The organism is Pleionea sediminis (assembly GCF_007570825.1).
Classification (GTDB): Bacteria; Pseudomonadota; Gammaproteobacteria; order Enterobacterales; family Kangiellaceae; genus Pleionea; species Pleionea sediminis.
In genome coordinates this window covers 128,857-151,528 of record NZ_SUNB01000008.1, presented here as the reverse complement: position 1 = coordinate 151,528, position 22,672 = coordinate 128,857, and the positions used below count along the sequence as shown (strand labels likewise).

General features: G+C 38.1%; 13 protein-coding genes. 8 read left to right on the top strand and 5 right to left on the bottom strand.

Annotated elements, in window-relative coordinates:
- Positions 1–244: 244 nt before the first annotated feature.
- From FAX86_RS20395 to FAX86_RS20365, 7 genes are all read left to right on the top strand, one after another.
- Positions 245–460 carry a hypothetical protein gene (locus tag FAX86_RS20395; RefSeq protein WP_144395348.1) on the top strand — a complete coding sequence of 72 codons (216 nt, stop codon included), beginning with the start codon at positions 245–247 and terminating at the stop codon, positions 458–460.
- 570 nt (positions 461–1,030) lie between these two features.
- Positions 1,031–2,722 (top strand): Hsp70 family protein, encoded by a 1,692-nt coding sequence (locus FAX86_RS20390; protein ID WP_144395347.1) that lies wholly within the window; start codon positions 1,031–1,033, stop codon positions 2,720–2,722.
- Position 2,723: 1 nt separating this feature from the next.
- Positions 2,724–3,950: an RDD family protein gene (locus tag FAX86_RS20385; protein ID WP_144395346.1), complete on the top strand. Its 1,227-nt coding sequence runs from the start codon at positions 2,724–2,726 to the stop codon at positions 3,948–3,950.
- A 235-nt stretch (positions 3,951–4,185) separates the two neighbouring features.
- Entirely contained in the window at positions 4,186–5,409 is a 1,224-nt protein-coding gene (locus tag FAX86_RS20380) for a S1 family peptidase (protein WP_144395345.1), read from the top strand.
- Positions 5,410–5,420: 11 nt separating this feature from the next.
- Complete coding sequence (locus FAX86_RS20375; RefSeq protein WP_144395344.1) at positions 5,421–5,951, top strand: hypothetical protein; 531 nt, start codon at positions 5,421–5,423, stop codon at positions 5,949–5,951.
- A gap of 312 nt (positions 5,952–6,263) precedes the next feature.
- Positions 6,264–8,378, top strand: a complete 2,115-nt coding sequence (locus tag FAX86_RS20370; RefSeq protein ID WP_144395343.1) for a TonB-dependent receptor plug domain-containing protein — start codon at positions 6,264–6,266, stop codon at positions 8,376–8,378.
- A 12-nt stretch (positions 8,379–8,390) separates the two neighbouring features.
- Positions 8,391–9,515, top strand: a complete 1,125-nt coding sequence (locus tag FAX86_RS20365; protein ID WP_144395342.1) for a substrate-binding domain-containing protein — start codon at positions 8,391–8,393, stop codon at positions 9,513–9,515.
- 208 nt (positions 9,516–9,723) lie between these two features.
- Here the strand turns inward: FAX86_RS20365 and FAX86_RS20360 are convergent, their stop codons facing one another.
- From FAX86_RS20360 to FAX86_RS20340, 5 genes are all read right to left on the bottom strand, one after another.
- Positions 9,724–10,647 carry a fascin domain-containing protein gene (locus FAX86_RS20360; RefSeq protein ID WP_144395341.1) on the bottom strand — a complete coding sequence of 308 codons (924 nt, stop codon included), beginning with the start codon at positions 10,645–10,647 and terminating at the stop codon, positions 9,724–9,726.
- Between the two features lie 397 nt (positions 10,648–11,044).
- Positions 11,045–11,476, bottom strand: a complete 432-nt coding sequence (locus FAX86_RS20355) for a type 2 periplasmic-binding domain-containing protein (protein WP_144395340.1) — start codon at positions 11,474–11,476, stop codon at positions 11,045–11,047.
- Positions 11,476–12,717, bottom strand: coding sequence for a hypothetical protein (locus FAX86_RS20350; RefSeq protein ID WP_144395339.1), 1,242 nt, complete (start codon positions 12,715–12,717; stop codon positions 11,476–11,478). Before FAX86_RS20350 ends, FAX86_RS20355 begins: the two co-directional genes overlap by 1 nt.
- A gap of 254 nt (positions 12,718–12,971) precedes the next feature.
- Positions 12,972–14,552, bottom strand: coding sequence for a hypothetical protein (locus FAX86_RS20345; protein WP_144395338.1), 1,581 nt, complete (start codon positions 14,550–14,552; stop codon positions 12,972–12,974).
- Positions 14,553–14,959: 407 nt separating this feature from the next.
- Positions 14,960–19,543 carry a PAS domain S-box protein gene (locus FAX86_RS20340; RefSeq protein ID WP_164503690.1) on the bottom strand — a complete coding sequence of 1,528 codons (4,584 nt, stop codon included), beginning with the start codon at positions 19,541–19,543 and terminating at the stop codon, positions 14,960–14,962.
- A 293-nt stretch (positions 19,544–19,836) separates the two neighbouring features.
- Here FAX86_RS20340 and FAX86_RS20335 point away from each other — a divergent pair, with 293 nt between their 5' ends.
- Complete coding sequence (locus tag FAX86_RS20335) at positions 19,837–22,293, top strand: EAL domain-containing protein (RefSeq protein WP_144395336.1); 2,457 nt, start codon at positions 19,837–19,839, stop codon at positions 22,291–22,293.
- Positions 22,294–22,672 lie beyond the last annotated feature (379 nt).

The following is a 22,672-nucleotide window of genomic DNA, read 5'->3' as shown; positions in this document are numbered from 1 at the left end:
TTCCTATTCCTGTGACTGAGTTTACATTCAAAGCACATATCAAGAAAGGTTTTTATATTTCAAGGCTCTATACCAATTGAGTATTATTCGATTCAGGACTTTTTACTTTTACTAGCTGTAATCCGACATCGTTTATATCAACTGACGAAATGTTATTTCAAATCTGGATAAAACGATGAGTTGTCATGGATCTGACGTAATTTAGGACTAAGTTATTAGAGTCACTAACTCGGGAGCGCAAGTAATGACTGAACAGCGAAGAATTTACACAATAGAAGTACCGGTTACTTTGGAAAGTAGAACAAACGTGGCTGCATCGCTAATCGATAATCAATATCAGCATATATCGGAGTGCGATTATCAGTCGATAGCTGACTACACACAAAATATGGTCGATTTCTTTGAGTCAGTTAACAATGAGAATAAAGCTCAACGCATCTTGCGAAAATTCAATCGCTAAGCCTGTGCAATGAACTCTTCAGGTCGTTTTTTGAAATGATTATTCGCGAGTACTAATTATTGAAGAGCAATATTGTTATTAGGTCGTTTACTCATGTCTGACTGAAGAATTGCAAAAAAATTTTCGTTGATTAGACAATAATAAGAAACTTGGGTTAACTTTGAAATGATAGTTTCTCTAAATAAAATGCATGGGAAAATAGTTTTATTATATCCCTGGTTATATCGAGTTAAATTTCTGTAGGTCGAGTAGATCTACAACTAAAAATCAATTGATAACCTTTCCATCAGGTACAAATTTATTTCAGATATTGTATCTGAATAAATTTGTACCGCCCAAAACCGAAATCCCACTGATCTAAATTTATGCTTGAAGATTGAATTGATCTCGATGATTGAATTAGAAGTATTTATGAACGTAGCATATCGCTTAGTCGCGGTAGGTTAGTCCAGGGCTGTTTTTGTTGACTAAAAAATGTACTTTACTTTAAGCCACAATCTTTTAAAATCACATCTCGAAATAATATAATTTCTTAATGTTATTAAAATTGTCTATTTATAAGGTTTGGGTATGTCGGTAATTGGTATTGATTTGGGAACTACGAACAGCTTATGCGCTGTTTGGCGCAATGATTCTGTTGAAATCATCCCAAATCGACTGGGACATAAAATGACACCGTCCGTTGTTCATATCAATAAGAACAATCAGTTATCTGTGGGCCAGGTGGCCAAAGAACAACTAATTACGCAGTCTAGCCAAACAGTGGCTGCATTTAAACGATTGATGGGAACTCGACATACAATCCGTATAGGCAAAAAAGAAATGAGTGCCATTGAGTTATCATCGCTCGTTTTAAAATCACTCAAAGAAGATGCCGAAACCTATTTGCAAGAATCCGTTACTCGCGCTGTTATTAGCGTTCCTGCTTATTTTAATGACAATCAACGCAATGCTACCAAATTAGCTGCAGAGCTTGCCGGTCTGACTGTCGAACGACTCATTAATGAACCAACTGCCGCTGCAGTCGCTCATGGTGTTCACAAAAAAGAAGACGGCATCTTTTTAATCCTCGATCTTGGGGGAGGTACATTCGATGTCTCGATCTTAGAGTTTTTTGATGGAGTGATGGAAGTTCATGCCAGTGCGGGTGATAATTTTCTTGGCGGAGAGGATTTTGTTGATGCATTGGTCGATATGTTTTTGTCAGAGCAAGAAATTAAAAAATCAGATTTGTCGCCATTTGAGCTTCATGATTTACACATGAAAATGGAACAAGCTAAGCGAACATTTAATCATGAAAAGGAAATTCCGCTGAGTTTTACCTATAAAGATGTCACGATTGAAAATAAGTTATCTTACGAATGGTTTATGAAAGCAATCACACCGATCCTGATGAGAATTAAGTCACCAATTACACAGGCTCTGAGTGATTCAAATCTTTCTTTAACAGACATTGACGACATTATTTTAGTTGGTGGGGCAACCAAACTCGAACCTTTTCGTAGAACGATTGCGCAGCTACTAAAACGAATTCCTAACACCAACATTAATCCTGATGAAGTTGTAGTGCACGGAGCGGCGATACAAGCTGGATTAATCAATCGCGATCAAGCATTAGATGATGTTGTCTTAACGGATGTATGTCCTTTTACCTTAGGCACGGAAATAAATAATCCAAACGGAGGTGAAAGAGCGGGAGGTCATTTTTTACCGATAATTGAGAGAAATACAACTGTACCAGTCAGTATTGTGCGAACGTTAGAGTCCGCTTACGATAATCAAACCGAATTATTAGTTAATGTTTATCAAGGTGAAAACCGATTGGTTGATAAAAATATTTATTTAGGAACACTCTCAGTTAAAGTACCCAAGGGCCCTGCTGGTAAAGAGAAAATTGATGTTCGTTATAGTTATGATATGAACGGTATTCTGGAAGTTGATGTCACGGTTTTGTCGACTGAAAAAAAATCAAACTTACTGATTGAAAACTCCCCCGGGCACTTAAGTGATATTGAATTAGAAAAAATTCGTAAACAATTGGAGAAGCTTAAGTTTCATCCAAGGGATGATGAAATTAACCGAGCGATATTAGCGCGTGGTGAGAGACTGTATGAACAAAACCTGGGCGAGTTAAGAGAATATATCGCCGAAGTATTGGCTAAATTTGACAACATTGTAGACCGTCAAAACCCGCAAGAAATTAAAAAAGCACAGATTCAAATTAATGAAATCTTTGATAGCTTAGAGAAGGGCAGTTGGTAATATGGATATTTGGTCGATTTTGGATTTAAAGCAAACAACTGACCTTAAAGTGATTAAGTCGGCTTATGCTAAGAAACTAAAAATAACCCGACCAGATGACAAACCAGAAGAATTCCAAATTCTTCACTCTGCTTATAAACAAGCGTTACATTGGGCAAAAATTTCTCGTAAGGCACCAGAGAGTCAACTTGATTGGGAAACAGGAGTTGAAACCATTACTCAAGTTCCAGTTGAAGAATATATCGATAGTTCATCAACGGAAGAACTGAATCCTTCTCAAGAGATTATGCAAAACGAGAATCCGCTCATTGAGAATATTGAGCAGGAGAGTCTTGTCGATCCATTAGCTCAGGTTAAATCTGATTTAGTTTCATTATTAGCTAATAAAGAGCGACGGAATAATCCATTGGAATGGCAATTTATTACTCATAATCCTGACCTGTTAGACTGGCAAGTTGCGGATCAATTATCTGCATTTATAGTACCTAAGTTGGTTCAGAAGACTATGGAAACTCGTCGTTCGGGTCGACACAAACGTTTGAGAAGTAAAGTTAATATACGAGTTCTTGTTTCAACTCCAATACTTGAAATATTAAATCAAGTCTTTGAATGGTCACATCATCCTCAAAATATCTACCATGTTTTAGAGCAATCGAGTGCCGAATATTTTTTGACGACATTAAGTTCATTCGAACATTCTAATGTCGAGGGTACTATTGGAATTAAGGGCGGTGCCAAAATAATTGAAAAAGCGAACGTGTTGTCGGATACGCAAGTGATATTACGAAAGAATGTTCAGTTTGGTAATGACGTTTATCGCTTACTTGCATTTTTCGTTGATCAGTTTTTGGTTTCTTATCTCACGGCATTTATTTTGGGGACAGAGTTTTTGAAAAAGAAATTGTCAATTAATTTAAATGGGGATAAGTTTTTACTCATCATTATTTTAGTTACTGTCATTTATTCCTGGTTGATGGAATGCTCGCGTCATCAAGCCACTATAGGTATGAAATTATTTCGCTTAAAAGTCTATTCTAAAAAGGGCACTCGAATTTCTTATTGGCAAGGACTTTTGAGGAATGTGTTATTTGGAGCCAGTATCGTTGGTAATTTTGTCATTGCTTTAATTAATTACATGCTGACACATCATCGATATTTACATGATCGATTGAGCGGAACCTACGTTTTGAATTATGCCGATATCAAGCGAAAGAAAGCTTTTTCTTAGAGGCATTCATTGAAAAACTACCTTCATTTAATGTAGTTTCTTGGTATTTGCTTGCTAAATGATGTGGAATTTAATTGATGAATGGACTTTTAGCTTGAAAATTAAGCAGTTTTTACGTATATTTCAGGCCGAGATTTAAGGCGCGCACAGGTACTCAGGTCAGGCTAGGAAGCCAATTTTAATTATGCTCGCCGCATTTCAAGTTTTGATCACATACAATTAAGGTAGTTTTAAGATGTATAAATCCAAGTTGATACTCTTGGCTGTTGTCGCTAGCTTGTTAATGCTAGGCTTATCTGGCTGTGCAGGAAGAGTCGATCCAAATCGACTTTCCAGAGGATTAAAGGTTTCGAAGGAAGTCAAGGTTCCTACGGATGTAGAACTCTCAATTTACATACCTAAGAATATGCAAGAAGCAGAGTTTTTCATGAAGTATTCAGGCTACCGAGTAGAACCGGGAAGAGCACTAAAAGAAGCTGTGATGTCTGTGTCTGATAACTTTTTCCCTGCAGTGAGTCTTTTTGATACTACCAAGCCGAAACAATTTGGACTGCTTCTCGATATTCAGCCAGAGTGGGATTTTGAATATGGTAAAGTAATATTAACCTTAGACTATCGAGTTTTAGACACTAACCAGAATGTGCTTCTTGAAGCCTCGGTAACCGAAAAATCATCAAGAGACTACAATGATCCAACGGGCGCTTTTTACAATGCAGCGGTGCGCAGCAGTCAGAAAGTTATTGTAAAAATTTTGAATGCATTAAAGCCTTCGGCAGAAAAGTTCGCTGCTACTAACTCTACATCATCACTTAACTTTTCACAATTAGCGAATATGGATAAACCAGTAAGTACTGGAACAGCATTTTGGATCAATGGAAAAGGTAATTTAGTGACAGCAGCACATGTTATTAACAACTGTCTGGTACTAAAAGCGAAAGATGGCGATAAAATATTTGATGTTAATATCGATAAAACCAGTCAGCTGCTTGATGTGGCGGTGTTAAAGACGGAGAAAACTTCGAGAAATTATTTAAAGTTTAGATTGCATTCTGACTTTGTTCTGGGTGAAAAAGTGTTGACGGTGAGTTACCCATTGAATGGATTACTTGACGCATCGCCTAACTTAACTTTTGGAAATGTCAGTTCGAAGAAAGCTTTATCCGGTTCGTTAGGTTTATTTCAATTTTCTGCACCTATTCAGCCAGGTTCAAGTGGTGGAGCTGTTGTCTCTGAACAAGGAGAAATTCTTGGTATCGTGAGTAGTACGCTAAGAGCTAACTCACTCGCTGAAAAAGGTATCATACCGCAAAACATAAACTTTGCACTTGAGAATAAATTTATTCGAAAGTTTTTAACTAAAAATCAAGTAGCCTATCACACATTAAAACGATCAAGAAAAAACGCCGTCGGAACAGAGCTAGCATCAAAAGCAACTGTTCAGCTGTCTTGTTACCAATAGGAGAGTGAAACATGAGACATTTACTTATAGGCCTAACGTTCAGTTGCTTTTGTTTATCCGTGTATGCGAAAGAAAGTGAGAAAAGTGGGTTACCCATTCGATACTTTTCTACAGTGCCAGGTGACGCTGTTATGGAAAAAATAATGCTGCACCCAAAGTTTAATAACGCGCAAGAAGAACTCCCCGGCTCTCCCATTGTTTTGCGCGTCGTACTTGAACAACGGCAGGATGTAAATAATCCAGCATCATTTACGACTGGATTACTTGCAGCAACTAGCTTAGGTATTTTACCCGCTGTCATGAGCGAAGATATTCTTATCCGCTACGAGGTTTTTGTAAATGGAAACAGTATCGTGGATTTTGAGTTTACTGAGTCATTTACTGAAGTGAAAAATATCTTTGCAGGACGTGATTCAAGTAAACTAGATCCTGAAATTGAACAGTGGGTTTTGACGACCACCGATCAATTTTTATCATCAGTTGAGAAAAGCAAAGAGTTCAAAGAACTCGAAAAAGAGTATGACTTTTATTTCGGAAGTTAGTAGTAAAGCCGTCGATTTTAGTCTCTTAGAATATTATTGATAGCGTTCGCTTTTTTTATTGAGTAAATTCCGACGGCACTTTTTTTGCCAATTATTTGTTCTAACCTTCTTAAATTATCCCCTGATCTCGTCCGTAAAAGTGCTTTAAGCCCTCCGACATAATTAACCCTATATATCCAAAGCTACTGTTGGTAGTCAGATTAAATATTTTATTTATCAATAAGTTACCAAGAAATATCAATTAAAATATTTTGAATATTTAAGTATCAAGAACTATTGTTAAATAAGATTATTGTCGGCTTCAGAGTTAAAATGAATCAGCACCTTCATTCGCGCATATCGTCAGTAGCTATTCTTGTGATTTTGATGCTCCAATTGAGTGCTGGAATCGCAGATGACGTTAAAACAGATGACCTATTTGACCGGTCTCTTGAGGAGTTGCTAAAAGTAAAAGTGTCGAGCGTAACTAAAACAAAAGTTCCTCTCAATGAAGCACCGGCCGTTGTATCGGTCGTCACTTCAGAAGATATCGAGAATTACGATATTCAATCTCTGGCAGATGTATTTAAGATATTGCCTGGTTTCGATGTATTGAATGATTTATCGACTTATAATGCTGGCGTTCGAGGCATCAATGCCGGTCTAAATGGTCAGAGTCAGGTTCTCAAGGTAATGCTAGATGGCCAAGATATGGCTTTTCGACCAACGACGGGAAACTTTATTGGACCGGAATTTATTCCGATGATTGCTGTTGACCGAATTGAGGTGATCAGAGGGCCTCTTTCTGCTTTATACGGTGCTAACGCTTTTTTGGGTACGGTTAATGTGATTCCCAAAACAATGAGCAATCAGGATTCAGTAAGAGGTGTTCTTGATATTGGATTCGTTGATGATTTTGGAAACAGCGGATATCAAGCGCAATTTGGACTTGGCGATAATGTGGGAGACTTTTCATTTTATACGGCGTTATCCATAGATGAGCGTGATCGCTCTGGGTTGAAGTTGCCTGAATCATCTCCCAGATATCAGAGTTTCGTATCAGCTGATCGAATATTTTCTGAAAATGACAGAGAGTCTACCCAGTCGTTTTATTTTCGGGGCGATTATAAGGAATCTAAACTAGGAACAATTAACTTTAATTTCTTGCATCAATTATTTAATCGTTCAGGCAATTTTCAAGCAGATTCCGAACCTCTTTTATCGGCGGAAGTCGGTTATCAGAACACGATGGCTCACATTCGAGTTGCAAAGCCAATTAATAACGAAATGACCTTAATTGGAAATTTTTCCGTTAACTGGGGAAAGCCCAGTGATGAGATTCGACAATACGATCCCTTCCGAAGTGGAATTGACTATGCCTATCGAAAGTATCAATCACGTCAATACACGAGTTCTTTAGAGTCTCAGTATCAATTCACAGAAAGTCTTAATATCATTTTTGGAGTGGATTACAGTTTTGATCAAGAGGACTTACCGAGTCTAGTGTTGGTCGACGAAAATGAACGTGAGTTTTTGAACGATGATCGTTATCTAGAAATTGATAATAAAGGCGCTTATGTTCAGGTTAGCTGGAGTCCTTTCGTTAACTGGCAGTTCATAGGTGGACTACGTACTGATGATCATAGTATTTACGAATCGCAGACAACACATCGATTCGGACTCGTGTATTCGATTGATAACAAGTGGACTTTAAAATTATTACAAGGTTCATCATTTAAAGCGCCATCAACCATGTTGATGTTTGGTGGTCAACATCCGAGGTTTTTAGGTCCTTTGCCTAATAGTAATTTAGCGCCGCAATCTGCGACAACCAAAGAAGTTAATCTCGGCGTTACAATAACACCTAATTTTAGAATTAGTACGACCCTATACAATACACAAGTCAATGATTTTGCTGAGTACGATACACTAGCCGCGAATCCACAAGCGAAAAATCGAGGTGAAATTGTTGCAAATGGTTTGGAGTTTGAAGCAAGGTACAGAAACCCAGTTTCATCTCTGGATGCTTATGCTTATTACTCTTATGTTGATACGAAAGTATCGACTGACACAACAGTTGGCATTCAAGTCTCTGAGCAAACACGATTGTATCCCAGAAATATGTTTTCATTGGGCTCTCATTTAAGTTTAAATGATTCTTTAAAAGCCTATTTACAATGGAATTATATAGACGAAAGGCAAGCGGACAAGTCAAACCTTGCATTCTTACCATTCGGCGAACAAGAGGAGTATCAACTGGATGCCTATTCCCTCATTAATCTTGGTGTGGATATTTATAATACTCAGTGGTTACCCGGCACTGAATCGCGCTTAAGGTTTTCTATTAAAAATTTTTTTGAGGAACATTATACAGAGCCGGGTTTTGTTGGGATTGATGTTCCCGGATTAAAGCGGCAGTTTTATGTAACGTATCGGCTTAGGTTTTGATGGAAGTTCACTATGCAATTATTAATAAGTACTGACAAATCATTGATGCTAATTTTAAGTTGTCTTTTATTTTCATGCAGTGTTGATGACAGTGATATTAGCCTTCCACAAATTAGTGAAGATGAAGTTTACTACCTGGTTTCTCATGGACCATCAACCGATGCGGGATTTTGGCGCGATGTCTTGACAGAAGCTCGTATTTCAGCGGAAGAGTTAGGTGTTGGTTTAATTCCTTTGCATCCAGCAACTGAAACTTCAGGTGCGTTACTTAATTTTCAAATGAATCAAGCCGTTGATGCTAACCCTCCAGGAATTGTTGGGACGGTATGGGGAGAGGGAATGCAAGAAGTTATCTTTAAAGCTAACGACCTTGAAATACCCGTAGCGGCCATTAACGTTTATCCTAATCCGACTGAGTATACCGATGGTACCGCCAATTTATTATTGTATTCTGGTCAAAATGATTATTTAGCAGCACGAGATATTGCGATGGGATTAGTTTGTGCGACGGCCGGATTAAGATTTGCCAACAATCGTTGTGGTGAACGCACGGTTCAAGATGTTTTTAATGAGTTTTATAGCATCTATACGATTGAGGTTGTTTGTTTGGTCCACCAACAAGCAGACAGTGTTTTTCAACGCTGTAACGGCTTTAAAGATGTTTTGGTTGACGAACTATTGCTGCCGATTGAACAGTATTCGGAAATTACCTGGAATGCGTCAAATTTGGGTGAAGGAGCGCAGCAAGTAGAGGCCTATTATGCGAGTAAACCTGACATTGAGCGATTTTTGATTATTTCACAGGGAACAACGGCAACGGCAGATTATTTAGCTGCGAACTTAAGTAATGAGGAAATAGCCAAAACCAAAATTGCTGCTTTCGACACAAGCAGTATATTATGTGACGCACTTGATTCAGGGCGGCTCGAGTTTTTATCGGGACAAGGCCATCGTTTACAAGGTAAAAAAGCATTGGAGTATCTTTATTATTACGTCAAAAATGGGGAGCTTCCTGTTGAAGGAATGGGCCCTGACGGTAATCCCGATCCGAGGTGGATTGTTTCGCCCGATGGTTATCCTTGGTACAAAACGGGTCCAAATTTATTGTATGATGATTGCATTGAGCCTACTGAATAAAAGCGTTCACTCTTAATGCTTATGAGATGATGGTATCGTTTTGAGAAAACGACAAGGAGCGTTTTTTTGAATTTTATTAAGTGGCAAAAAAAGGGGGCTTAGCAGTCGTGTCGTCCATGACGTGAGAGAGGCATTCCCAAAAGCCCCCGAAAGAGTTATCAACCACTGTCGGAGAATTGTTGATAAACTGAAAAAACAATTACCTCAATTACCGAACGCGCCATGATGGACAGTGATCGTAATCATTTCGATAAGACTTTATAGTTACAATACGGTCGTTGTTATCAATCGAAAAACAAGTACCTCGACCAATATCTGGGAAGAAGGGTGCGCCATTGGGTAGATCCAGGCTCGATTCAGGAGGCCCATCAATTCCATGAACTCGATTACCGCGGTTATTACAAACACACTTATCGACTTTCATTTCGTCACAATACAAGACTTTGTTGTTTCTTTTTTGATATTTTAAAAGTCTGCCTCTGAACAACCATTCATCGCGCGGTTGACTCGATACTCGAGGGATATTGTTATTGTCGCAATAGGCGTATTTCCATTGACCGCCTATTTTAACCTGAAGCCTGTCACCTCGTGGATCGGGGGTATTGTCGTTGTCGTCATTGTCATCATCATTGTTGTTGCCATCAGTAAAGCGAATTTTGAAAAGCTCATTGGGCAAAACACCTGAGTTTGATGGATTCACTAATGAAAAATTTTCTCCCGAGTCTACAGAGAGGTATCGATCATTAAATTTGGCCGATATTAAACTAAAGGTGCCATTTCCCCATTTCTTTAAGTGCCATTTGCCACTGTTTCCTGGATGACCTCTATCGTTGCGAATTTCACTCGTATCTTTTGCCCACATATATTGCTTGTCATTGTTCCGTACTCTATGGAATGTGAACTCGTCATTTCTAAAATTGCATTCTATGGTTAATGTGAGTCGCCGATCTCGATTACCGGTTAAATCAAAGGTACGGTCATTTAAAGCCAAGTATCTACCATTTAATTCACTTTGAAGTTGAAAGGTTTTATCACAATACTTATTACTGTGAGTTTCTGTTGCAACTGAATGTCCTGCTGTGAAACTTGTCAGCAGAATTAACAGTGATTTACCAATCGCTGTTTTCAACATGGTTTTATCCTCGTCAATTTAATAGGAATATATTTTTGATAACTCAAAGCAACTAATTGTTCACAAAGTGCAGTTATCATTTTATGTTTTGTCGAAAGATAGACTTTAATCAAAGATCAAATTGGGATTTTGTTCACAAACCACTATGGCGTCATTATTGAACGGGAAATATAAGCTTTTGATAAGTTTTTTTGACTGTATCAAATAGGAAGTTAATTAATATAACATGATTAGAAAAAGTGTGTTTTTGATAGTTTGGAAGATAAAGAATTTAATATTTCAATATGGTCGGTCAAAAAATTAAATAAAATAATTTGCTTAACTTCACAAAATAGATATTTATAAGCTTTTTGATAAGTCTACTTCTATAGAGGGGAGTGTTGTGTATAAAGCAGTGTTAGTTCTCAAAAGTGTATATGATTTTAACTTGTGAACTAGCCTGACTTTTAGGAATATAGCCAATCGCATTCGTATTTTCAGTCACATAATTAATAACGGTTTCATTTGAGTCGAGTTCTAGAGGAGGGCGCGCGCGACCTGTAAACTTAATTCTTGACCAGTAGGCATTAACCCTGGCCAGGGAGAGACCGACTAACTTCTGATAAAACTGGGTTTTCACTTCGCTGGGATCGATATTATCCAGAGGTTGAGCTCGGCTCCCATTGTCGAACGCAACATATTTGCCCATAAAAACATCTATTAATTGATTTTTCGTCATTGAGTTTGTTGAGTTTTCCGTATTGACGATAACGACAAGAGTATCTGCTCTCACCAGGGGTGAAAGAATAAGAAAAGTGGTTAGTGCCAGTACTCTGGTAACTCTAATCATCAAAAAATAAAGTCCAGGTTAATAAATAAGGCATTAACGGTATCTTCAGGAAGTCCGATCACGTTATCTTTTCGGCGCCACAAGGTTCCGCCATTTTCTTCAATCTTGGTTCTTTCCCACTGAAGTTTAAATGCCATTTGCTCATCAAAATTCCAGCGCCATCCCACAGAGTAACTTCGTTGGTTGGACGATAAAAAGCTAAGTGCAGTGTTTACTCCGAATGCCAGAGGTTGTAGGTCTGGAGGTAGGGTGATAATAACATTGGTTCCTAATTGGTACTCGTCGGCACTGGTTTTGCCAAAAGTCATGTAAAGCGTGTGGTCATTCAATAAATAACTGGTGCTGATATAGCCGTTATTTAAGTCTCGAACGAGTAAGCTTTTACCCGAGATTTTTGAAAGTTCTCCTGAAGCGACAAAGTTTCCAAAGGTGTAACTGGCACTTAGCGAACTGTATTTAGCCGAAGTGCCTTCTAATCCAATACCGTTGGCGAGCGTTTCTGCATCGGGCCAAACAATGGAAGGAATGGTATTTAGTGCGCCAATTAATTGATCGAGTAACTCAATATTATTATCGAATTCGACTTCTGTATGCTTAGCCTTTATATACCAGTCAAAAGTTTCCAGGCCTAATGTGATATTGTATATGTCATTGAGCGTAATGGTTTCGACTTCTTGAGTTTCATAACCTACGGTGACTGTATCTGATTTTCCTGCTGAAAATTTTAAATTAAATGTTGTTTCACCGATAGGATGGGTAAAACTTGCGTCAAAACCATCCAATGAGCGTGTACCAATGATACCGTACACTTCAGAAGGCGTTTTCGCCCAAGGATAGGCAAAACCTATATCTCGATATTCCGTTAATTGAAAAAGGTCGAAACCTATTCGACCTGTTCGAACCGTCCAGTTTGCGCTCGGCTTATAGCGTATAAAAGCTAAATTCGACGCCGAATCGAGCGTTAAATCATGTTGTCCACGATAAACTGCTTGATAACTTAGATCCCATTCTGAATTTAATTGGTAGTCGAACTGAATGCCAAGCACGCTATTTGCTTTAAGATCAAACTCTCCATCAAATACTCCATCTTTGTAGGAAACGTCCTTTCTGTAACCGTAGTATTTTGAATCAACATAGACACCACCCAAAGTTCCAAAACCGCTAATCCGAAGTGAGTCTTCAGCGCTAAGAGGAAGGCCTAAAAAAGGTAATATTAAAGCGATTAAAGAGTGTCTTGTCACGGGATAATCCAATTTAGTGATGCAATAAATATAGAACAAGATTCTAATAATTAAAAAGTTTATTAGAATCTTGAATTGATATATCTTTTACCGACCGTGCAAATATTCGTCATTGAATATTAGTTTCTGGTAGTTTTGGATATAAAGAATAAATTGGTCGATAAAATTGAATGATGTTATTTAAATCTGACTGTAAGAATTAATTACTAGCCGTAAGAGGAATACTTAGTGTTTTGTCTTACGGCTAGTTACCGTTAGTCTATTTTAGTGTAGTTATCATAATTGAATTCAAGCGACTCGACTTCTCCATTTGCACTCTGAGTAAAGTTAAGATTTTGTGCGCCATACGGTGAGTTGGCGAGTGTCGTTAATTGTTCATTTGAATACATTAAAGGCCATTCATATCCAGCATTATTTCTCCATATCAAGCTGCCGGATGAGTCTAAGGTTATTGTTACTTGATGCCAATCATTTTGAATGGGATAACGCGCATATTGACCGACAAAGTCTTCAGCCTGTAACCCATTATTGTTGGTTTTGATATAGTTTCCAGTTAAAAACCTAAGTGATGACACTTGATTATTGTTGACAGAAACCTCAATTGTTTGAGCTCCGTAAGGGCAATCATTGCCAGTTCGCAATTGATTATTGTTGAAAAGAAGACGCCAACTGTATCCTGAGTTATTGCTCCATAGTAACTCGCCACTATTATCGAGACTTATTTCAACCTGGTGCCAACCATTTTCGACAGGCAAGCGAGAGTATTGACCAATAAAGTTAGACTTATTTATACCACCAGAGCCACCCGCAACTTTAGTATAAGTTCCACCGTTAAATCTTAAGCTAATGGGTTGGTTGTTACTGTTGAATTGAACTTCTACAACTTGTGCGCCGTAAGGACTGTTATTTGTTGTTGATAATCGACCATCGGTGTAATTAATGAGCCAACTGCGTCCCGCTGCATTTGTCCAGCGTAAGGTGTTGGTATTTTCTCGGGTGATGGATACTTTATGCCAGTCGTTTTGAATAGGTCGACGTTCGTATGAACCGACTAAGCTCGACAAATTAATGGTTCCACCGTTGCCACCCGTTCCAGGATCGGGACGCCCCGCGCAAGTTGGTTTCCAATTGCTATTGTAATTGAAAATGCTATTAAAATATTGAAATATGCCTTGTTTCATCGCAGAGCGTTTGCTTTGAAGTGTTTGACCACTGTTGTTAGTGCTGAGACTTGCATCAAACCAGTGCTCCGTATTCCAAGAAAAATATTCACGCGCAACACTACTGTTATAATTACTTTCCGCGGCTCGAAAAACAGAATCGGATTGCCCTTCTAACCCTAGGGTATGTTCAATGGCATGACCAAATTCATGAATGGGAGTATCCCAGGCCCGCCATGTTGGAGGTAAGTTTGGATATAGTGTATCGACTGCTTCGGCGCAAATGATAGTTTGATTTAAAATAGTGAAGCCAACGGTTCCTGTATTTTTATGGCCTGGTAATGAGGAATAGGGTACGTCAGGATCATTATCTGTGATAACAAAAATATGGTGATTATTAAATCGAGACCGGTTAGAGGAGCTTCTCATATTGTTAATCATATTTTGTGCCATATAAGATACATTGTTTAGCATCCAATCGGAAACACCGGCTGTGCCATAGATGTGAAGTTGGATGGATGGATTTTGCAAATAAAGCGGTTTGTAATATTGAACATTATAATGTCCTGGTATTTCCGTTGGCTGACGTATCGCTTGATTTGCTAACAGGGATGCTGAAAAAATTGAAGTTAAACAATAAAATTTAATAAGTCTAAAAAGTAATTTTGTGTACATAGCGATCCTGCCTTTTTCTGGTGGGTTAAGACAACTCAAGTTACAGAAAGCTGGAGTGAATAGTTGTTTAGAACTCTGAGTTCTTATTGCTAGTTGCCCCCTTAGATTGGGAACAGGTTGAAATAGCGAGTTTTAGGGATTTCCTAATACTCGTTTTAAGCTTAGGAAAATATTGACATTAAAAGTGTGCTGCGATTCTTTATTTTGAAAAGTAGTCCATTTTTAAAGAGAATCATTTTGACTTTCGAATGGTCTGGCTTAGACTTTCTGGGAGTAAATAAATACAGGTTTGTGATAATTAAAGTACAGAAGTATTATCGATCATTTTGAATCAAGTTGATATCAGGATTTTGGCTTTAGCTGACTTATAATAAATATAATTCTGAAGATGAATTTTATAAAAATGATTAAGCTGATGCTCTTTTATCCTGGTCGAGCATCCGCTCGAGTTGCTCACACAGTTTCGCAGCCTCAGAAAACTCAAGGTTATTAGCTGTGCGCATAATGGCTTGAAACTCAGAACTGTAAGAATGCGGGATAGATCCTTCCAAATCATTCAGAAGTTCAATAGCTTTCATATTTGAGCTGTTTAGTAACGGCACAATGTTTCCAATGCGTTCAATGACATCGTGAGGACTTAACTGATTTAAGTTACTTTGTTTTTTATCTTCAGAACTAGTCAGAGCTTCGACACTGTCATTATAAACTTTCTTTAGGCTTAGTAAGTTTTGTTCATATTCAGTGCTATTTCTTACTTTGACTTTATGCTCAATTTCTTTTGCTAAATTTGATAGTTGGTTGGCACCTACGGTTGCAGCGAGACCCTTTAGTGTATGCAAAGCTCGTTGGTTAACTTCAAGCTTTTCAATGTCGTTCGTCCAATTGTCAGCTATGTCATCAAACAATTTGGGTGTGGTGGAAATAAACATATTAACGGTTTTGTCGTAGAGTTTTCGGGAACCTTGCAAGCGATTTATTGCTGATGCTTCATCGATGATAACTTCTTGATTATCTTGCTGACGTTCCTCTGACTTGATTTTGTTTTTATTATCGTTACTCGTTTCTATATTCTCAGAAGTTGACATGTTAGTAGGGTGTATAGCGTCTAATATGTTCTGTGATTCATGGTGTAAACAACTAAATACCGTTGAAACCAACTCATCAATATGAAAGGGCTTTCCTACATGTGCATTCATGCCCGATGACAGCGAGCGCTCCACATCTTCTTTCATTACATTAGCGGTCATAGCAATAATTGGTAAGTCGATTAGTTTTAATTCATTTCTGATTTTTTCAGTTGCTTGATAACCGCTGATGCCAGGCATTTGTATATCCATTAAAACAACGTCAAAAGACTGTTTACCATTTTTGAGAATATCGAGGGCAATCATTCCATCTTCGGCTTCGGTAATCATGGCTCCTTCTGCTTTAAGTATATCTCTTGCTACCATACGATTGACGGCATTATCTTCAACTAATAAAACTCTAAGATCACTAAGGCGTTTAGAATGAGGAATGTGAATTTGACGTTCAGTGCTACTACCTGAAAATAACTCGGAAACTTTATTCACGAGTGTCGATGGACTAACAGGTTTTTCAATGACTCCTTCAATTATTTTCTTTCCGCGTTTATGTGAGGGAAGCTTTAGTTGTTGGCCAAATGCAGACACTATGATTATTTTTAAATCATATTTTCCTTTAATGATATCCTTTAACCTAACACTCGCGTCCCAACCATTAAGCGATGGCATATCCCAATCCATAAGTACAATGTCGTAGCGCTTGTTTGGTTCGGTGTTTTCGAACTCATCTATTGCTTTGAGTGGATTATCATATTCAGTGACACGCCAACCCAAAGACTCCGCTGTATTTGATAGCGCTTCACGTGCTTCGGTTAAATCATCAATAATTAAAACATTAAGATTTTCAATCTTTCTGTCGAGCTGATGGCCGATTTGTTTTTCACATGTTTCAAATGGTATAGTGAACTCGAAGCAGCTACCTTCATTTAAAGTGCTGGTTACTTTGATCTTTCCACCCATTAACTCAATTAGCTTTTTTGAAATAGCCAAGCCCAAACCAGTACCGCCATAATTCCGCTCTGTAGATGCTTCAGCTTGAGTAAAGTCGTCAAATATGTAATTGAGCTTATCCTGAGCGATTCCAATTCCTGTATCTTTAACTTGGCAAAACAAAGCTTGCTGTGCGTTATCTTCAACTAGACTGAGTTTGAGCCTAACAAATCCATTATTGGTAAATTTAATCGCATTGCCAGCAAGGTTTACCAGTACTTGTTGCAGTCTCAGAGAGTCTTGGGAAATAAAGTCGGGAATTTTGGGGTCAAGGTCAAACAGCAACTCAATGTTTTTGTCTCCTAAGTTAGAGGTTAAAACAGAACTTAAATTATCGATAAGATCGGTAACTGCAAACGGATGTGGTTCAATTTCTAACTTTCCAGACTCGATTTTCGAAAAGTCAAGAATGTCATTGATGATTCTTAATAAAGCATCAGCTGCGGCTTCAGATTTACGAACATATTCAATTTGTTTTTCATCCAGTTTGGTTCGATAGAGGAGTTGTTGTAAGCCAATAATAGCATTCATAGGTGTACGAATTTCATGACTCATATTAGCGACAAATTCTGACTTGATTTTACTGGCTTGGTCGGAGGCTTGTTTTGCATGCCTTAAAGTTTCTTCATAATGAACCTGATCGGTAATATCCCGGTTTATACCTAAAACTTGTGTCGGATTGCCATGATTATCTCGCTCTACCTGTGCTGTTGCTCTGATAACACGTTTTTCATTGTTTGGGGTAATGATGGTAAATGTCGTATCAAAAGGTTTTCCTCCTTCCAGAGCGGTAGTTAATTCTTGAGCTTTTGTATCTCGTTGTTCTTCAATTACACTTTCATACCAGTCATTGTATGTAACTTCCTTATCAGGGCTTAAATCGTAAATTTCATACATATGATCGTTCCAGGTGAGCTTATTGAGTTCTACATTCCATTGCCAAATACCCAGTTGGGCGACCTCGGCTGCACGAGTTAATTGGTCATGAGCTAATTCAATCGCCTTTCGATTATTGATCATTTCGGTGATATCTGATGCTAGTCCGAGGTAACCAGAAATCTGTCCTTCCTTGTCGTACAATGCTGTTACTGACAAGCTCACTGGAATGTAAGTGCCATTTTTCGTCACATAAGTCCACTGATGTTCGTTCTTTAATTTTAATTGCGTTTTAATTGTAAAGACATCAAATCCTGGTTTAATAGTTTGACTCAGCTCACTTGAAAACTCTTCGGCTCTAGCGACAATTTCTTCTTCTAGATGAAAAATGGCTGGACTTTTTTTTCCAATGAGTTCATCAGCTGAGTAACCCAGTAATTGTTCAGCGGCTGGATTAAATAGTGTAATGATACCTTGAGTGTCGGTGGCTATTATCGCATGACCTGCATTTTGAAGAATGGCATTTTGTAACGCATGGTATTCGTAGATCTGTTGAGTACGTTCTTCAACTTGTTGTTCTAAAGATTGATTGAGCTCTTCAATAGCTTGAGCAGCCTTTCTTTGTTGGGAAATATCTCTGATGATTTTTGAAATACCAATAACTTTTCCTTTCTCATCTTTGATAGGTGATACAGAAATCGATACTGGAATTCTCCGTCCATCTTTGCACTGTCTTTCCGACTCATAAGGCTCAATGTTTTCGCCACGAATCAAATTGTCGCGAATATTTTTTTCTTCATTAATGTTTTCATGGGGAAGAAAGGTCTCCTGAGTAAACCGACCAATAGCATCACGCTTATTGTATCCAAAAAGTTCGGTTGCTCCTTGATTCCAATCTTGAATCTTACCGGATAATGAAACACTAATTATGGCATCTCGACTACCCTCAACAACGGCGCTGTTACGTGCCTTTTCGCGCGAAACAAGAATCTTTCGTTGAGTTGATTGTCGATAGATAAAAAAGTAGGCCGATAAAATAGCAACAGCAATTAGTAGGCCAATTAGTGATAACAGTGTATTCTGATATGCACCACCGAGTATGACCTTATAAGGTATGGCCGAATGAAGATTGATAACGTTATTTGCTCCATCTATTGAAACTTGCTCTTTTAAGATTAAAAATTTGTTTTCACTTTGATTGTGGCCTTTTTGAATAAATAAAGAGTATTCACTTTTATTATCATCTTCAGTTGAAGAAAACTCATCAGTCCAGCGATAAGGCACTCCTATATCAAACCGGAAGCTCTTGTCATTGTTTGGATGATATAAAAAGTCATCCGTTGCATTGGTGATATAAAAACTTTGATGGTCATTTAGATCTGCACTGAGTTGTTGAAATAGCTCAATAACCGAAAAGTTAATTATGACAAAGCCAAAAGGTTCTCCATTAACGTCATATACTCGATTAGCAATTCTCAATGTTGGCAAGTATGGAATTTGTAAAGTCTTATTTTCTCGGTTTAAGTTAATGGAAGAAAAGTAAATACCCTTTCTGTTTGGTTGCAAAATATCATTAAAGTAATCTCGATGAGCTTTGGGTTGAAGCTGGTTTTTGTGGTACGAGAAAATTCGATTTTCTGTCTTTTCAACTCGAACTAATTCCATACCCTCGTCAGTAATACCTACATATCTTACCTGATAAGCTCCTTCTTGTGTTTCAAGGTAACTTTTATAAATAGTTTGTAAGCGTTGTTTCCAAAGTTCCGTAGAGCTATTGTCAACTGGGTCGACATCATTATTAGCAGACGCTCTTACAATACCTTGAATGGGCGGTGTACTATTCAGAAACAGGATATCGCTTTTTAGGTCTTTTAAGCGAGAAAGAAGTATCCTTTTTCTTGAGTCAAGGTCAACGGTCATTTCTTCGGAAGCGGAGGCTAACTGTTGGTTTAGAGAATATTGGAAAACCAAGTAAAGACCAAGCGAGGCAATAAGAAATGAACCTAAAGTTAATAAAATAAAGTAACGTGATAAATTGTTCATTTTACTTCCTCTAGGAGCAGAGTGATCAGCAAAATAGCAATCTCTTACCATTGTTGTTGCATAAACTGATGATATTCAGTCATTCAAATAATGATGCTAATCGCAATTGTCAATTAATGTTTAAGTTCCTTCTAGCCCTATTATAGACAAATTAGACGATTGGACTATTTTTAGAAAAGGGTATCCCATGCGCTGAGTAAGCCCATGGGAGGCATAACAGCTTTATTTTTAGGGGTAAGGACTCTTTTCGCTGAGTTTTGCGAATAGAAAGTATCTCAAATGGACATTAATGTATGCAGGCCGATATAGAAAAAGTACCGTCAATTCTGATTGTCGACGATGAGCCAGCCAATCTACATGTTCTTAATGATGCGGTTAAAGATCTCGGTCAAATTTATTTTGCCAAAAATGGTATTGCTGCACTGAATAAAGCAACGGAATGTCGGCCAGAAGTCATACTGCTTGATATTGAAATGCCAGATATCAATGGTTATCAGGTGTTAGAGCAGCTCAAGTCGAAACCCAATTTTGATGATGCATCGGTGATATTTGTTACGGGTCATTCAGCTAATGATCATGAAATTCAAGCGCTTGAGTCGGGTGGTGTCGATTTTATTCAAAAGCCGATTAACTTGTCGGTAACTCGAGCACGCGTTAAAACTCAACTCACTTTACAAGCACAAAAGCATCAAATTCGTCGCGCTGCAGAAGATTTGTCGTTGTTAGTTCGTACTTTACCAGCATTCGTTGCCTATTGGGATCCTGACTTGAACAACGTGTTCTGTAATGATGTTTTAGGTACCTGGTTTGGAATAAAAGCCGACCAAATGCGTGGTCAGTCCATTTGGGATGTATTACCAGAATCGGGCCATGAATTGCTCAAAGAATCCATTGAATCACTTAATGAAGGAAAGCACTCCGTATTGGATATTCCTTGTGGTCAATCTGGAAAAAATAATATTTACGGTCAAATAACTTTAGTTCCGCGCTCGATTGAAGGAGCGAAGAAGGGCTTTTTAATGTTGATATCAGACATTACTCAGCGAAAAATTGCAGAAGAAGCCCTGATCAACGAGAAAGAGAGAATTCGAGTTACTTTAAATTCAATTGGTGATGCTGTTATTGCGACTGATCTCGATGGAAATGTGACTTTTCTTAATCCCATCGCAGAAGATATGACGGGATGGACATCACAAGAAGCAGCAGGTCAACCAATAGAGATAATAATGCCATTACAAGATGGCGACACAGAACAAGTTTTAAGAAATCCGATAAGAATTGCTTTGGAAGAAGGTCGCACAGCCGGAATGACCTTAAACTGTAAATTAATGAAAGGTGAAGGCACCACTTTGGAAGTTGAAGACTCAGCTGCTCCGATTCGGAATCATCTTGGCGAAGTCACTGGGGCGATTATCGTATTTCATGATGTCAGTGAAGCTCGGGCAATGGCCATTAAAATGACTCATATCGCCCAGCATGATGTATTAACTAATTTGCCAAATCGACTGCTTTTGCGTGATAGGGCAATGCAGGCCCTTCAGAAATCTCGTCGGACAAAACGCAAAGTAGCATTATTATTATTCGATATCGATCACTTTAAAAATATCAATGAAACACTGGGCCATGATGCCGGCGACCGCATGATTAAAATGGTTTCTCACGAGTTGTCTGGGATTCTCCGAGAAGATGACACCTTGTGCCGACAAGGTGGAGATGAGTTTATTATTCTGCTCTCTGAAGTTAACACTACAACTGAAATCACTCGTTTTGTCAGTCGGCTGTTTGAAGTTTTTGATCAAGACTGGAAGCTTGATGAGCATAGTTTTCGTTTAACGGTTAGTTTAGGGATTGCAATTAGTCCTGACGATAGTCACGATTTGGATGAACTGTATCGACATGCTGACGCAGCAATGTTCACAGCTAAGAAGAATGGGCGAGATGGGTTTCAGTTTTATAGCCAAGAAATCGAAAAGCGATTGCTATTAAAAAAGGAGCTAGAGGTCGCGCTAAAGCATCAAGCAAAGAATCGAGAATTTGAGGTCCATTATCAGCCGAAAGTAGACGTTAAAACAGGTAATATGGTGGGCGCTGAAGCCTTAGTTCGTTGGCGAAAACCCGATGGAAGTCTAATTAACCCATTGGACTTTATTCCCTTAGCCGAGGATACTGGATTGATACTTCCACTGGGAAAGTGGGTGTTAAAAGAAGCTTGCCGACAAGCAAAAGTTTGGCACGATTTTAATCCTGGTTTTCGAGTTGCGATTAATATTTCAATCGTTCAGTTTGAAGACGTTGATTTTATTGATGAGGTGAAGAATATATTGATTCAATCACAAGTAAAACCAGAACAGATTGAATTTGAAATTACAGAAAGCGTCTTGGCAAACGATACAGAGAATGCGACCAATATAATTAATGAGTTGAAATCATTAGGGGTTAAAATTGCTCTAGATGACTTCGGAACGGGATACTCCAGTTTATCTTATATCAAGGGATTTCCATTGGATGTGCTAAAAATAGATCAGAGTTTTGTGAAAAATATGTTACACAGCTCTGTTGATCAAGCGATTATCGCTGCGATTATTCAAATGGCAAAAGGACTTGAGCTTAGGTTGGTGGCAGAAGGCGTTGAAACAAACGAACATGCTGAGTATTTAGAGACAATGGGATGTGAAATAATGCAAGGATACTTATACAGTAAACCGATCCCAGAATTTGAGCTCTCTAAAATAATTGATAAGCAGTTTTAAGATTAAAGTTGTCCACTCAGTTATACCAGATTTTAAATTAGTATCATGAAGTATGACTACTTCTTTATATTACGATTTTGAATTAACAATGGTCATCAATCATCTGCGGTTGCCATTTAACAACGGTTGTTTTATTGCAACAATGATATTGTTTTAGTAAACATAATGTTGCTTTAACCAATTTCTAAATAAATATTTTATTGTTGAAATATAACGCGAGTTAGCGTTTGACGATTTGATTTATTATTCTTAAAAATTCTGCCTGTTAAAAGTGAACTTGGTTCACATATCGTTTTTTAATTCTATCACAAGTTTAAGAGCTTTCTAAAAAATCAATGGTTTTGAAATTTGTCGGCTGCTAGTTTGAGTTGATAGTCGT